Raw genomic sequence first — 13,969 nt, 5'->3', positions numbered from 1 at the left:
GCGCAGCAAGGATCAGAAATATGCCGATCCACAATGCCGACTGTGCCGAGATCTTCTCGGAGATTGCCGACTTGCTCGCCATCCAGGGCGCCAATCCGTTTCGAGTGCGCGCCTATCGCAATGCTGCGCGCACGGTGGCCGATTACGGCCGCGATATCGCCACCATGGTTGTGCACGTTGATGACCTGGATGCGATTCCGACGATCGGTGCCGATCTTGCCGTGAAGTTGCGCGAGATCGTATCGACGGGAACGTGTGAACTGCAGCAACTGCTTCGTCGCGCGCTTCCGCCTGCGATGCTCGAGTTGCTCGATGTGCCGGGTCTTGGCCCAAAGCGTGTGAAGGCGCTGCACGACGCGCTACACATCGAAACGCTCGAGCAACTCGATCGGGCCGCGACAAGCGGGCAAATACACGAGGTGCCGGGGTTCGGCCCCGAGACGGAAGCGCATATCCGGGCCGCGGTGGCTGCACGGCTGCCGCGCGCGCCGAGACGGTATCTTCAGCCGTTCGCGCGTCAATACCTGACACCGCTGCTCGCCTGCCTGCGCGCCGTGCCCGGTGTGAGAGACGCACTAGCGGCCGGTAGCTATCGCCGATACAGGGAAACGGTCGGGGATCTGGACATTCTCGTCACAGCTCGCGACGCGGCACCGGTCACGGCGGCGTTCGTGCGCTACGACGAAGCGACTCGCGTGCTGTCAAGCGGTCCGTCACGGTCGAGCATCGTTCTGCGTTGTGGCATTCAGGTCGATCTGCGGGTCGTCGAACCCGAATCACGCGGTGCGGCCCTCGTGTACTTCACCGGGTCGAAGTCGCACAACATTGCACTGAGGCGCATTGCCCAGGCGTGTGGACTGAAGATCAACGAGTACGGGGTGTACCGCGGCAATGAACGCGTCGCCGGGGAAACCGAGGAGTCGGTATACGCATCGATCGGATTGCACTGGATACCGCCGGTGTTGCGCGAGAACCAAGGCGAGATCGAGGCATCGCGGGAAGACTGCCTGCCCGTGCTAGTCGAACGCGTGCATTTGCGCGGCGACCTGCATGCGCACACGAATGCGTCCGATGGCCGTGACGGTCTGAGTGCGATGGCCGAGGCGGCCGCGGCATGCGGGCTCGAATACCTGGCAATCACCGATCATTCGCAATCGCTGGGCGTCGCACACGGTCTTGACAGCGAGCGCCTGATCAGGCAGATCGACGAGATCGACCGGCTCAATGCGTCGCTCACCGACTTTGTGCTGTTGAAGGGCGTCGAAGTGGACATCCTCAAGGACGGCAGCCTCGACCTTCCCGACGCGGTCCTTGGCCGGCTCGACCTGGTCGTCGGCGCCGTTCATGGTCATTTCGGCCTGTCGCACGCGGCGCAGACCGAGCGTGTGCTGCGCGCGATGGACCATCCTTGCTTTTCGATCCTCGCGCATCCGATCGGCCGCCTGCTTGAAGAGCGGGATGCCTATGATATCGACCTGTCGCGCGTCATCGAGCATGCGCGCATGCGCGGGTGCTTCGTCGAGCTCAATGCACAGCCGCAGCGGCTGGACCTGTCCGACGTTGCGTGCCGACTGGCCGCGCACGAAGGCGTACTGGTGTCGATCGACTCCGATGCGCATCGAACAGACGACTTCGGTTGCCTGGATCTTGGCGTCGCGCAGGCGCGGCGCGGTTGGCTAACCCGGGCTGACGTCCTTAACACCCGCACGCTCGCACGGATTCGTCCACTGCTGGCGCGCACGATGAATGCATCGGTGCAGCGCTGAAGCGAACGCTCCGTTCTTTATCGTCGGGATTGCCCCGCAAAGATTGCATTCGATAAATGGGAACGACGGCACTGTCACGCCGCCCGGCAACGAGGAATCCCGGACCGGACGCATTGTCGTCTCATCGGGCCGCCGCGTTCACAAGGTGGCGTAGCACTTCGACGATGCATCAGCCCATTGAAACGTGGATATGACAGGGAGATCGACGTGAAATCAGACGCGACGCTCAAAAGCGATATTGAACAGGAATTGTTTCTGGACCCGACTGTCGACGCGCGCAGGATCGACGTCACCGTGCACGATGGTACCGTCACGCTGCTGGGTATCGTTCCGAGCTAGGCACAGAAGTTCGCGGCGCAAAAAGCGGTCCAGCGCGTAGGCGGCGTGCGCGCGCTGGTGGTCGAGCTGGAAATCGATGCGGAGGCTCCAGCTTGCCCGGACGCGGAACTGGCAGCCAGGATCATGTCCGCGCTCGACTGGCAGGAAGCATTGCAGGACCAGGCGATCCGTGTGGAGGTCGACCATGGTCGTGTGACGCTCGATGGCGAGGTGGAGTGGGGTTGCCAGCGCCACGCGGCGGAGACGCTGGTCAGCCGGATGGCCGGTGTTGTCGGCGTCGCGAACCGCATCCGGGTGCGCGCGACCCATACGGCGCCGGACATCTGCGCCGAGATTGCCGATGCGCTCGCCCGCCGCGCGCAGCGACGATGTGCGGCGATGTCCGTCGAGGTGGCCGACGGCGTCGTCACGCTGATCGGCACGGTCGATTCGATGGCCGAAAAGCGCGCCGCGTATGGCGCAGCATGGTCCGTCAAAGGCGTCCGGGAAGTGGTCGACCACTTAAAGGTTGTCTGACCTGGCGGATGCTGGATACCGGATATGTTATGCAGCGGCGCCAACTCGAGTGCCGTTGCGTCAGCGCTGCTTTCAGCCGAGTTCGTCGTTCCAGTTTCGCGCGCCTGCGGCATCCGGTGACAGGGCAGCGCGCGGGCGACGTACGATCATGCAATCGGTTGTGAGCAGCAGCGACGCGACCGAAATTGCGTTCTGTAGCGCTGAGCGGGCAACCTTGACGGGGTCGACAATTCCGGCTGTGATCATGTCTCCATAGGTCGCCGTCGCAGCATCGTAGCCGAACGACCCACTTCCGGCATCTACCGCATGCACCACCGCCTGTGCGTCCGCCCCGGCATTCTCGGCAATCTGACGCAGTGGCGACGCCAGTGCGTCGTGCACGATGCGCGCGCCGATGCGCTGCGCATCCGTCAACTCAGCACCACTGCTTTCGAGGGTACGCCGCGCACGCAGCAGGGCGACACCGCCACCGGGCACGATACCTTCCTCCATCGCAGCGCGTGTCGCGTGCAATGCATCCTCGAAGCGGTTCTTGCGCTCGCGCAGTGCGGTTTCCGTCGCAGCGCCGACACGAATGACCGCGACGCCACCCGCGAGTTTCGTCAGACGGCGCGTCAGGGTGTCGCGCTCGTACCCGGCCGGTGTCACGGCGATGCGCTCACGAAGCACCCGGACGCGGTCGTCAATGCGCTTGCGTTCACCGTGCCCGGCGATCACAGTCGTGGTTTCGCGTGTAATCTCTACACGACGCGCGGCGCCGAGATCGTCCAGTGTCGTACGCTCGAGCGTGCGGCCCGCCTGAGCGGAAATGACCGTCGCGCCGGTCAGCGCGGCAAGGTCGGCAAGTTGCTCGGTGCGAGCCTCTCCGAATCCCGGCGAGCGGATCGCACAAGATTTCAGCGTGCCGCGCAAGTGATTGACGACGAGGGTCGCGAGCGCTTCGCCTTCAACTTCGTTCGCGACGACGAGAAGCGGCTTACCGGTGCTGCTGAGCGCCTCGAGCACGGGCAGCAGTTGTGCGATCGCGCTGATGTTCATATCGCAGAGCAAGATACGCGGCTCGTCGAGGACGATGCGATGACTTTCCGAATCGACGAACAGCGGGGACAGAAAGCCACGGTCGATCAACGAACCATCCACAGTCTCAAGTTCGTCGTCGAGCTTCGTACCGTCCTCGATGCTGATCGCGCCGTCCCTGCCCACACGCTCGACGGCCTGAGCCACGAGCGAGCCAATCGTGCCGTCGCCACTTGCGGAAATCGTCGCAATCTGGCGCATTTCTTCGGCGCTTGCGCAAGGTTTCGACACGCGGTGCAACTCGGCGACCACGTCGCGGCCGGCCGCTTCGATAGCACGCTTGAGCGCCATCGGATCGTACCCGGCAGTGACACACTTGATCCCTTCGGCAACGATCGCCTGTGCCAGGGTAGTGGCAGTGGTCGTGCCGTCGCCGGCCACTTCGCTCGTGCGAGTCGCCACTTCACGCAGTAACCGTGCGGCCATCTCCTCGAACGGGTCGGGCAGATCGACAGAGCCGGCGACGACGACGCCCGAGTTCGCGACAAGTGGCGCTGCCCCAGCCTGCTCGACGATCACGTTGCGCCCGCCGGGGCCGAGCGTGATCTTGACTGCCTCGGCCATCGCATTGACGCCTTTGAGCAGGCGTTGGCGAGCATCTTGATGAAAGACAAGCGATTTTGCGGGCACGATACGCCTCCTCTACGACGGGCCACCGATATCGACATTCCACCTGCCGGCGCGTCGCGCCGCTTGACATGGGTCAATCAGTGCAAAGCGACATGTACAGCCGAGTAGTCTTACCGGAGCCTTCGGTCTTTCGATCTTCAGCGTTGATCTCCATCAATTGCCGCGGTCCTCACCGATCGAGAATGACTGCGTCACTTTCGAGAAGGAGGCGTGCCATGAAAGAGTCGTCTACCAAACTGCCGGTCAAGAAGCCGCAGGAGAGTTCCGAGCATTCGCTGATGGCGCCGTACTGGCATCCGATCGAATCGTTACGGCGAGAGATGGACCGTCTGTTCGACGATTTCAATCGCAGCACGGGCGTACCGTCAGCGCGGCAACCGATTTTCAATCTTCAACCATTCTGGCGCCGCGACCACGAATGGAGCGCCGAACCCGCAGTCGACTTCGCAGAGACCGACAAGTCATACGAGATCACTGCCGACTTGCCTGGCATGGATGAGAAGGACATCGAAGTCAAGCTTGCGAACGGTGGCCTGTCGATCCGCGGCGAAAAGCAGCAAGAAAAAGAGGAGCAGCATAAGGACTACTACGTCCACGAGCGCCGCTTCGGCTCGTTCGAGCGCTACTTCCACATGCCGGACGGCGTCGACAGAAGCAAGGTCGAGGCGTCGTTCCAGAAAGGCGTACTGAGGGTCACGCTGCCGAAGACGCCGGAAGCCTGCAAGGCCGAGAAGAAGATCGAGGTGAAGGCAAAGTGATCTCTACCGGCAGGCATCCGTCGACGTGAGTCGGCGGATGTCCGTGTCGGTGGTTTCCGTTTCGTATTGCGTTGCCCGATCATGGCCGGGGATGCCGACACCTGGCGCTCACGGCTCGCATGCGCTTGCGCCCGTGAATCACGATCCGACGCTTGAATTCGGGCAACGCACGCACTGCCGCGGCTAGCGCGGAGAAAGGAGGGCGCATGAATTCCGGAAAGGTACTAGTCGTGTTCTATTCGCGAACCGGCACGACCCGCCGGGCCGCGTCCGCACTGGTGGCAATGCTCGACGCCGACATCGAGGAAATCGTCGTGAAGCAGGGGCGCTCGGGCCCGTTCGGCTATCTACGCTCGCTCGTCGAGGCAGTCAACCGGAAGCCGGCGGATATCGTCAGGTCGAAACGAGATCTGTCCGCGTACGACCTCGTGGTGATCGGTTCTCCGGTCTGGGCGGGTTGCGTCTCGTCGCCGGTGAGGGCCTATCTCGAAGCAAATTGGCGGCGCTTGCCACGGGTTGCATGCTTCTGCAGTTTCGCGCAACGCGGTGCGGAATCGGCGTTGGAGCAAATGCGGATGCTCGCGCGCAAATCGCCGCTGGCCGAATGCCACGTTACGCCACGCGAAACGCTGCACGGTCAGGCCAGTCCGATTCTGACGGCGTTTGCCGAGCGGGCCACGCGCAAGCTGGCAGCGTCGATCGCGTTGACCGCCACGCGCTGATGCGCGTCAGCGTTGTTGTCCTATCCTTGGAAGGTCACCATCGGCGCCGCCGGGTGCCCTGAACGACGCTCAACGTAACGATCGGTGCGCGCGTGTAGCCGCGAGATAGTTAACGATATCGTCGAGCATGACCAGACGGCCGTAATCGCGTTCCGGGATATCGACACCCAGGCGCACATGAAGCCCGGTCAGGAAATTGAGCCAGTCCATCGAATCGAGATCAACCTGCACCCGCAGCGGGCGATCCGAACGCAGCGTCGACGCGTCGACTTCCGGCGCGATCGACTTCAGCGTGTCCAGTACGACGGGAAGAATGTCCATGTCGCTCATCGATTCAGCTCCTCGGGATGCTGCAGCAACTCGCTCAATTCGACGAGAAACAGTGCGCCGCGATGGCCGTCGGATACGCGATGGTCAGCAGAGACACTGGCGGTCGTCGCCGGCATGATCCTGAGTGCGCCGCCGTCGACCCACGGGTGTTCGACGATCCGCCCGAATCCCACGAGCGCGACTTGAGGCGGATAGATAATGCCGAACACTTCGGTGGCGCCCCGATCGCCGAGGTTCGTCACTGTAATGGTCGATAGAGACAGTTCCGAACTTCGCAACGATCCGGCGCGGCATCTCCGGGTTAGGTCGAGCAATTCGCGCATCAGTTGGGACAGCGTCTTGGTGTCGGCGTCGAGCAGCGCCGGCGCAATCAGTCCGCCCTGGCGCAACGAGATCGCGACACCGAGATGCACGCTGCTCGCGGGCTCGAAGATGCCCTGACGATAGAAGCCGTTGAGGTCCGGGAATCTGCGGAGCGTGACGGCAACAGCCTTGAGAAGAAGGGCTGCAGGAAGTAGTCGGTCGACGATCGAACGCTTCTCGTTCTCGTTGGCCAGCCAGGCCAATGCCCTTTCGAGCGGAATCGTCTCTGACACGTAATAGTGCGGGATTTCGCGTTTCGATCGCTCCATCGCGGCGGCGATCACCTGTCTCATTCCGGGAAGCGGCACGGCGGTTAGGGGCGCTGTTGCCGGCCCCGGCTGTGCGGCGATCGACCGTTCGACATCGGCGAGTGTCACCGCACTCCCCGGGCCGGTACCCGTTACAGCATCGAGATCGATTCCGTGCTGCTGCGCAAGTTTGCGCGCGGCCGGCGAGACCCGGCCGCGCGCCGCCGCGCCGGGTGACGTGGCCGGTCGCGTCGGTCGATCGGGATGTTTCGTCGCTGGCGGCGCTTCGCCGGGTTCGAGCAATATTGCCATCGGCGTGCCGACCGGGATTTTCTCGTGCGGACCGATGAGCAGTTCGTAGACCGTCCCCTCGTGCCAGCTCTCGACGTCCACGGCCGCCTTGCTCGTATCGACGATCGCGACCACCTGGCCCTTTCGGACGACGTCGCCCGGCTTGACCTTCCATTCGAGCAGCGTCCCCTCGTCCATGTCGGCGCCCATCGACGGCAATGTGAATTCGATCATGCTTTCTCCTCCCGGCGTATCAGCAATCACGAAAACAATTGTTTCACTGCGGTCACTATCCTGTCGACTTGAGGCAACGCTGCGTCTTCCATGTGCCGAGCGTATGGAATCGGGACGTCCTGCGCACATACGCGCGTCATTGGTGCGTCGAGTTCATAGAATGCCTGCTCGCCGATGCGCGCGACGATCTCCGCGGCGACACTCGCGCTGCGCCAGCATTCGTCGACGACGACCACGCGTCGGCACTTGGTTACCGACGCGATGATCGTCGTGTCGTCGAGCGGACGCAGTACGCGCAAGTCGACCACCTCGGCCGAGATGTGTTCGCCGGCGAGTGCATCGGCAGCCGCGAGCGCCTTTGGCAGCGAGCCGCCGTATGCAAGGATCGCGACGTCGGCCCCTTCACGGCGGACCTTTGCGGTTCGTATGTCGACGCCCTCGACGTCCGTCAGTTCGCCTTCCATGTTATAGAGCCCTGCGTGTTCGAAGATCATCACCGGATCGGGATCGGCCAAGGCGGGCGCAAGCATATGGCGCGCATCGTCGATGGTGGCAGGTGCGAGCACCTTGATGCCCGGAATCCCTGCATACCATCCCTCGAAGCTGTGTGAATGCTGAGCCGCAACCTGGCGACCGGCGCCCGTTGCCATGCGCACGACCAGCGGTACCGAGAACTGACCGCCCGACATATGGTGGTAGAGTGCGGCGGTGTTGACGATCTGGTCGAGCGCCAGCAGGCTGAAGTTGACCGTCATGATTTCCACGATTGGCCGCATGCCACCCAGCGCGGCGCCTATCCCCGCGCCCGTGAATGCGAGCTCAGACAGCGGCGTGTCACGGACCCGCTCAGCGCCAAATGCATCGAGCAGCCCCATCGACACGGCATAGCTCCCGCCGTAACGCCCGACATCCTCGCCCATCAGGAAAACGCGCGGATCGTTCGACAGCGCTTCGTGCAATGCCTCGCGCAATGCGTCTCGATAGCTGATCCGGCGGCTCATGGCGGATCTCCCGTCGTCGTGTACACGTCATGCATGAGATCCTCGACCGGTTCCCACGTACCGGCTTCGGCGAACTCGACCGCGCGGCCGACTTCCGCATCGACGCCGGCGTCGAGTGCAACGAACGCGTCTTCGGTGAGCTTGCCTTCCGCCTTGAGCCGTTCCGTGAACGTATGGATCGGTCCGCGGCGCTTCCATGCGTCGACTTCCGCTTTGGAGCGATACAGTTCGGCGTCGTACATCGAATGCGCGCGATATCGATATGTGCGAAGCTCGACGAACATCGGTCCGGCGCCACTTCTCACGTAATCGACAGCGGCCTTCGCGGCTTCGTGAACCGCCACGACGTCCATGCCGTCGGCCGAACTTGTCCGCATCCCGTACGACGCGGCCTTCGTGCACGGATCCGTTTGCGATTCGCTGCGTTCGATGGCCGTGCCCATCGCATACAGGTTGTTCTCGCAGACGAACAGCACCGGTAGCTTCCAGAGCGCCGCGAGATTCAGCGATTCATGAAACGCGCCTTCGGCGATCGCGCCATCGCCGAAGAAGCAAGCGGTAACGCCTCGGCTTTTTTGCATTTTCCCGGCGAGCGCGAGGCCGACCGCCAGCGGCAGGCCGCCGCCGACGATGGCGTTTCCGCCGAATAATCGGATGTTACGGTCGAACAGGTGCATCGAACCACCTCGGCCGCGCGCGCAGCCTTCACGCTTGCCGAACATTTCGGCCATCAACACACCCATGTCCATGCCACGCACGAGCGCATGCGCATGCTCGCGGTAGGTCGCGACGACGTTGTCGTCAGTCGTGAGCGCATGTAATGCGCCGATTCCCGAGGCTTCCTCACCGATATACAGGTGCAGAAATCCGCGAATCTTGCCGGCTCCGTATAGTTCGGCGCATTTCTCTTCGAGGCGGCGCACGCGCAGCATGTCGCGAAGCAGCGTTAGCGCAAGGTCGGCGGGATAAGGCACCGGCCCGGCCGGCGGTGGTGGCGGAGGATGATCGAGTGGTGTCATGCCCCGGTCTCCAGTGTCGATGTATCACCTTCGGCCAGTCCCAGGTCGCGGGCTTTCAGCAGCCGGCGCATGATCTTGCCGCTGCGCGTGTGCGGGAGCTGTCCGACGAACGCGATCTCCTTGGGGGCGATCGCCGCGCCGAGCCGCGCACGTGCGTGGGCCAGCAGCGCCGTCCTCAATGCGTCGTCTGGGCGGTGGCCCCGGTTCAGCGCGACGAACGCCTTGATCGACTCGCCCGCGACCGGATCCGGTTTTCCGATCACGGCAGCTTCTGCCACCGCCGGGTGCGTCATCAGCACGCTTTCCACTTCGAACGGGCCGATCAAGTGGCCGGCCGACTTGATGACGTCGTCGGTGCGCCCGACGAACCAGTAATAGCCGTCGGCGTCGCGTCTAGCCAGATCGCCGGTCAAATACCATTCGCCGGCGAAGCACTTCCGGTAGCGCGCGTCTTCGTTTAGGTAGCCACGGAACATCGATGGCCAGCCGCGTTTGAGCGCGAGTTCGCCCTCAATGCCAGGTTCTTCGACGAACTGCACGCTGCCATCCGCATCGCGTCGCACGATGGCCGCATCGACGCCGGGCAGGGGCCTGCCCATTGAACCGGGCTTGATGTCAAACGCCGGGGTGTTTGCAATCATGATTCCCCCGGTTTCCGTTTGCCACCAGTTGTCGTGGATCGGCAAGCCCAACACCTGCTTGCCCCACCATACGGCTTCCGGGTTCAATGGCTCGCCCACACTGGCGACGAATCGCAGTTGCTCGAACGCATGCTCCGTCGCGATCTCGGCACCGGCACGCATCAGCATGCGAACGGCGGTCGGGGCGGTGTACCAGACCGTGACGCGTTCGTCCTCGAGAATGTCGTACCATCGCTCGGCGTCGAATTCTTCCCGGTCGACGATGGATGTGACGCCGTGCAACAGCGGCGCGATTACCCCGTACGACGTGCCCGTGACCCAACCAGGATCGGCCGTGCACCAGTAGATGTCATCGGCATGCAGGTCGAGCGCATAGCGCCCGGTGATCCAGTGCGTGATTGCCGCCGCGTGCACGTGGATCGCCCCCTTCGGAGTGCCCGTGGTGCCGCTCGTGAAGTGCAGCAGAGCCATGTCGTCGGGCGACGTCGCTTGGTGGTGGCATGTGTCCGCCGCATCAGCCAGCAGCGTCGCGAGATTGTGCGTACCGGGTATGGCCGTCGCGACGCCCGGCTCGTCCGAGACCAGGAGCACGTGCTTCAGTTGCGGCATGCGCTCGCGCCATGTCGCGATCTTGCGCGCGTAGAGGGTATCCGTTGTCAGCAGCACGGTTCCCGCACCAAGGTTGACTCGCGTCACGATGGGTTCTGGCCCGAATGCGGAAAACAGCGGTGATACAACAGTGCCGTTCTTGAGCGCGCCAAGCATGCCGACGTACATTTCGGGAATCCGACCGGTCACGATGAACAGGCGGTCGCCTTTACCCACGCCCAGGCTGCGCAGTACGTTGCAGAAGCGATTGGTGAGCGTCGCAAGTTCCGCGTAGCTGACGTTGCGGGGTACGGCATTGCGTCCAAGAAATCGCAGGGCAATCCTGTCTCGACTAGGGCCATTGCAATGGCGATCGGATGCCAGCCACCCGATGTTCATGCAGCCGGCTGGCTCGACGGCGAGTTCCCGAGCGGCGTCTGCCCACGAAAAGCGGCGCCGCTCGTCGTCGTAGTCGAGAAGATTCGGCGCGACACGCAAGTCGGCGGTTGTTTTGGCGATGATCGCAGGCACGTTCATTCGGACATCAGCCAGTCAGTGGGACGATTTCAATTTACGCAGCGGCCGTGGCGCTCCCGTTGACATGAATCAACATCGTATCCTTGTGTGTCCGTGCGTGCATGTCCGATAACTGGGCGTGGCCGCAGACGAACATCGAGCCTGACGGCCATGCGCCGCGAAGCAATCGCGACCCGGATGAAACTGTTGAGATACGGATTGAGGAAACGCCGCCCCGCCATCGCGCCGAACGCTCCGGATCGGGAACTGGCAGGGCTTGTCATCGACAGATCCAGATGACGCGATGCGCCCCGGCGTACACGGGTGTAGCCCAACTCATACAGCCGCTGCTGCCGCTGCCTATCCCGCTACGCCGAACCGCGCGACTACTGTCCGGCAGCGCCACTCGCGGGCGCGCCGGGCTGGCCATGCATGTAGCTTGGCCCCATGCCCATGCCCATGCCCATGCCTTGCCCACGATGCATGCCTCGCATCGGAGGCACGTCCGGCAGCTTGACGCCGCGCGCCTTTGCACGTTTCTGCATCTCGGCATGATGTTCGTTACGGATCTTCTCGCGTTCGGCGTCCGATGCCGCGGCGAGCATGCGGGAACGGTATTCATTCCGCTCGGCCGGCGTCATCAGTTGACTGCCGTAAATCAACCCTCCCGGCTCCATGGCTGGACCGCGAGCGGGTTGCCTCGGCTGCGCATCGGCCAAACCGGCCGTCATTGCGATCGCGATACCGATCAGGCAGGTAACGGTGAACCTTTTTGCTCTGGACATGACATTCTCCAAGCCGTTTGCACGTGTTCAACCGTACGCATGACGCACGGCAGTTCCCTTGCCTCAGATCAAGGTTCTGTCGGTGACCGGCAATATCATGGATATCGGTGCCGGAGATTACGGTGCTGCCGGACGCACGGTGCAATCATTGCGTGCGCAGTGTCGACGCGCGGTGCGCAGGCTCGATTCCCCATTTCGGAGTTGCCCAGCCATGTCGGATTCACTGCGCTATCGTGAAAGAACCGCGGAAGTCGCCGAGCAGATGCGCAGGCTTCGGCAATCGCAACCGGAACTCATGTCCGCGTTCGGCGCGTTGGGCGCAGCGGGCACCAAGGACGGCGCGCTGACGAAGAAGACCCGCGAGCTGATCGCGTTGGGTATCGCGATATCGTGCCGATGCGACGACTGTATCGGCTTCCATATGCAATCGCTGGTCAAGTTGAAGGCGACGCGCGGGGAAGTAGAGGAGGTCGCCGGGGTCGCCGTTTACATGGGCGGCGGCCCGTCGATGATGTATGCGGCGCATGCGCTGATCGCATTCGACGAACTGTCGGTCTGAGTGTCGACGATCGGCGGCGCCGGGGCTTCGCCGATCGTCGACACCGCATTTGTGGTTGCCGTGCTTGTCGTGGCTACCCCGTGTCCGTTGATCCTCGCCGTGCAGGTCGCCATCGTTTCCTGTATGTCGCGGTGTTCGAAACGCGGCGTACTTGTCAAGGACGGAGGCGCGCTGAAACGTCTCGCATGAGTAACGATTCTCTTCTTCGACAAGACCGGGACGCTCACGGGCGGGCAGGCGCGTATCGTGGAGATCGAATGCGGTGCCGACGTTGGGGCAGACGACGTGTTGCGCGTCGCGGCGTCATTGGCGCAGGCGTCGGGTCATGTCATTTCGGATGCACTGCCGGTCGTCGCGCGGGAACGCTTCATCGATCTGCATCCGCCGTCGGCCGTCGTGGAGACCGCGGGCGAAAGCGTGACAGGCCGGGTCGACAACCGCACTGTCGCGATCGGCAAGTTCGGATACGTCGCCGCTGCGTGCCCGACGATCGGGCGCTGGAGCGACGCGGTTCTGAGGCGGACCGGCAGCGACGGCGGGGCTGCCGTGTTCGTTGGTGTTGACGGTGTCATGATCGGCGCCATTCAGATGGCCGACCAGCTGTGGCTCGAAACGCCACGGGCATTGCGGCCGCTGAAGCGCGAAGGGGGCGAGCGCCTCGTCATGCTGACCGGCGACCGGCGCGACATCGCCCAGGCGGGCGGCGAGCTGCTGGGCGTCACCGACGTGCCCGCCGAGCAAATGCCAGCGGACAAGCTCATCGCGATCCAGGCAGCCCGCAAGGAGGGCGTGACGATCATGACGGGCGACGGTGTAAACGATGCGCCGCCACTGGCGGCGGCCGATGTCGGTATCGGGATGGGTGCGCGGGGAGTGGCCGCGTCTTCGGACGCAGCCGACGTGGTGCTGCTGGTCGATCGACTGGATCGACTCGTGGACGCGATGTGCATCGCACGTCGATCGCGCCGGATCGCGCTCGAGAGCGTGGTGATCGGCATGTCGTTGTCGGTCGTCGCGATGACGATCGCGGCGGCGGGATTCCTGCCGCCGATTGCCGGTGCAGTGATTCAGGAAGTCGTCGACGTCGTCGTCATCGTCAATGCGCTACGCGTGTTGCTGGTGCGCGCGAGGCCGACAGGGGCTGGGTTGGCCGATATCGACGTTGAGCAACTCCGGTGCGAGCACACGGCATTGTCACCGTTGCTGGACCAGATCAGGGATCTCGCGGATCGCTTGCCGCAACTGTCCGCTGTCGCCATCGCCGGCGAATTGGCGCGCGTGATCGATGCACTCGACGAACGGCTGCTGCCGCACGAACGCGCCGATGATCTGGAGGTTTACGCGCGTCTTGCCCCACTGCTCGGTGGCGAAGATCAGCTTGCGGCGATGAGCGGCGCACACCGAGAGATTTTCAGGATGGTCCGAACGCTCAGACGGATGGTCGTCGACCTGCCGCAAGAGGGAACGAACACCATGCAGGTGCAGGCGATACAACGCCTGCTGTACGGGCTCGAAGCGATCGTGCGCCTGCATTGCGCCCAGGAGGAGGAGCTGTTCCATGCCGTCGGTGCGGATGCGTGACGACG

At 63.4% G+C, this 13,969-nt stretch carries 11 protein-coding genes and 2 pseudogenes; 6 read left to right on the top strand and 7 right to left on the bottom strand.

Annotation, left to right across the window (positions count from 1 at the left end; translation table 11 throughout):
• Window positions 1-20 precede the first annotated feature (20 nt).
• Both polX and C5O79_RS12005 read left to right on the top strand, forming a co-directional pair.
• The gene (gene polX, locus C5O79_RS12010) at window positions 21-1,766 is read left to right on the top strand and encodes a DNA polymerase/3'-5' exonuclease PolX (RefSeq protein ID WP_122474099.1); all 1,746 of its coding nucleotides are present in this window, start codon (window positions 21-23) and stop codon (window positions 1,764-1,766) included.
• Window positions 1,767-1,973: 207 nt separating this feature from the next.
• Window positions 1,974-2,621, top strand: a pseudogene (locus tag C5O79_RS12005) (BON domain-containing protein).
• Window positions 2,622-2,693: 72 nt separating this feature from the next.
• Here C5O79_RS12005 and groL read toward each other — a convergent pair.
• On the bottom strand, window positions 2,694-4,328 hold the full coding sequence (gene groL, locus C5O79_RS12000; protein ID WP_131931389.1) for a chaperonin GroEL: 1,635 nt from the start codon (window positions 4,326-4,328) through the stop codon (window positions 2,694-2,696).
• A gap of 215 nt (window positions 4,329-4,543) precedes the next feature.
• Between groL and C5O79_RS11995 the strand changes: the two genes are divergently transcribed.
• On the top strand, window positions 4,544-5,086 hold the full coding sequence (locus C5O79_RS11995) for an Hsp20/alpha crystallin family protein (protein WP_122474097.1): 543 nt from the start codon (window positions 4,544-4,546) through the stop codon (window positions 5,084-5,086).
• Between the two features lie 206 nt (window positions 5,087-5,292).
• Window positions 5,293-5,808 carry an NAD(P)H-dependent oxidoreductase gene (locus C5O79_RS11990; protein WP_122474096.1) on the top strand — a complete coding sequence of 172 codons (516 nt, stop codon included), beginning with the start codon at window positions 5,293-5,295 and terminating at the stop codon, window positions 5,806-5,808.
• 69 nt (window positions 5,809-5,877) lie between these two features.
• On the opposite strand, the gene C5O79_RS11985 is transcribed toward C5O79_RS11990, so the two are convergent.
• From C5O79_RS11985 to C5O79_RS11960, 6 genes are all read right to left on the bottom strand, one after another.
• Window positions 5,878-6,138: an acyl carrier protein gene (locus C5O79_RS11985; RefSeq protein WP_122474095.1), complete on the bottom strand. Its 261-nt coding sequence runs from the start codon at window positions 6,136-6,138 to the stop codon at window positions 5,878-5,880.
• Entirely contained in the window at window positions 6,135-7,274 is a 1,140-nt protein-coding gene (locus C5O79_RS11980; RefSeq protein WP_122474094.1) for a dihydrolipoamide acetyltransferase family protein, read from the bottom strand. The genes C5O79_RS11985 and C5O79_RS11980 overlap by 4 nt, the downstream gene beginning before the upstream one ends.
• Before the next feature lie 26 nt (window positions 7,275-7,300).
• Window positions 7,301-8,275 (bottom strand): pyruvate dehydrogenase complex E1 component subunit beta, encoded by a 975-nt coding sequence (locus C5O79_RS11975; RefSeq protein ID WP_122474093.1) that lies wholly within the window; start codon window positions 8,273-8,275, stop codon window positions 7,301-7,303.
• Complete coding sequence (gene pdhA / locus C5O79_RS11970; protein ID WP_122474092.1) at window positions 8,272-9,294, bottom strand: pyruvate dehydrogenase (acetyl-transferring) E1 component subunit alpha; 1,023 nt, start codon at window positions 9,292-9,294, stop codon at window positions 8,272-8,274. The genes C5O79_RS11975 and pdhA overlap by 4 nt, the downstream gene beginning before the upstream one ends.
• On the bottom strand, window positions 9,291-11,060 hold the full coding sequence (gene acsA / locus C5O79_RS11965) for an acetate--CoA ligase (RefSeq protein WP_122474091.1): 1,770 nt from the start codon (window positions 11,058-11,060) through the stop codon (window positions 9,291-9,293). Before acsA ends, pdhA begins: the two co-directional genes overlap by 4 nt.
• A 365-nt stretch (window positions 11,061-11,425) precedes the next feature.
• Window positions 11,426-11,824 carry a hypothetical protein gene (locus tag C5O79_RS11960; protein ID WP_131931387.1) on the bottom strand — a complete coding sequence of 133 codons (399 nt, stop codon included), beginning with the start codon at window positions 11,822-11,824 and terminating at the stop codon, window positions 11,426-11,428.
• A gap of 211 nt (window positions 11,825-12,035) precedes the next feature.
• Between C5O79_RS11960 and C5O79_RS11955 the strand changes: the two genes are divergently transcribed.
• Together C5O79_RS11955 and C5O79_RS11950 are read left to right on the top strand one after the other, a co-directional pair.
• Window positions 12,036-12,383 carry a carboxymuconolactone decarboxylase family protein gene (locus tag C5O79_RS11955; RefSeq protein WP_122474089.1) on the top strand — a complete coding sequence of 116 codons (348 nt, stop codon included), beginning with the start codon at window positions 12,036-12,038 and terminating at the stop codon, window positions 12,381-12,383.
• Window positions 12,384-12,437: 54 nt separating this feature from the next.
• Window positions 12,438-13,964, top strand: a pseudogene (locus C5O79_RS11950) (heavy metal translocating P-type ATPase); the annotation flags it as partial.
• Window positions 13,965-13,969: the final 5 nt, after the last annotated feature.

It is taken from the genome of Burkholderia sp. SRS-25, assembly GCF_004343765.1.
Taxonomy (GTDB): domain Bacteria; phylum Pseudomonadota; class Gammaproteobacteria; order Burkholderiales; family Burkholderiaceae; genus Burkholderia; species Burkholderia contaminans.
This window is presented reverse-complemented; position numbering and strand designations above follow the sequence as displayed.

What these genes read in the sequence shown, in the direction of transcription:
- polX (WP_122474099.1), top strand. Translation starts at nt 21, where the DNA reads ATGCCGATCCACAATGCCGACTGTGCCGAGATCTTCTCGGAGATTGCC.
- C5O79_RS11995 (WP_122474097.1), top strand. Translation starts at nt 4,544, where the DNA reads ATGAAAGAGTCGTCTACCAAACTGCCGGTCAAGAAGCCGCAGGAGAGT.
- C5O79_RS11990 (WP_122474096.1), top strand. Translation starts at nt 5,293, where the DNA reads ATGAATTCCGGAAAGGTACTAGTCGTGTTCTATTCGCGAACCGGCACG.
- C5O79_RS11985 (WP_122474095.1), bottom strand. Translation starts at nt 6,138, where the DNA reads ATGAGCGACATGGACATTCTTCCCGTCGTACTGGACACGCTGAAGTCG.
- C5O79_RS11980 (WP_122474094.1), bottom strand. Translation starts at nt 7,274, where the DNA reads ATGATCGAATTCACATTGCCGTCGATGGGCGCCGACATGGACGAGGGG.
- C5O79_RS11975 (WP_122474093.1), bottom strand. Translation starts at nt 8,275, where the DNA reads ATGAGCCGCCGGATCAGCTATCGAGACGCATTGCGCGAGGCATTGCAC.
- pdhA (WP_122474092.1), bottom strand. Translation starts at nt 9,294, where the DNA reads ATGACACCACTCGATCATCCTCCGCCACCACCGCCGGCCGGGCCGGTG.
- acsA (WP_122474091.1), bottom strand. Translation starts at nt 11,060, where the DNA reads ATGAACGTGCCTGCGATCATCGCCAAAACAACCGCCGACTTGCGTGTC.
- C5O79_RS11960 (WP_131931387.1), bottom strand. Translation starts at nt 11,824, where the DNA reads ATGTCCAGAGCAAAAAGGTTCACCGTTACCTGCCTGATCGGTATCGCG.
- C5O79_RS11955 (WP_122474089.1), top strand. Translation starts at nt 12,036, where the DNA reads ATGTCGGATTCACTGCGCTATCGTGAAAGAACCGCGGAAGTCGCCGAG.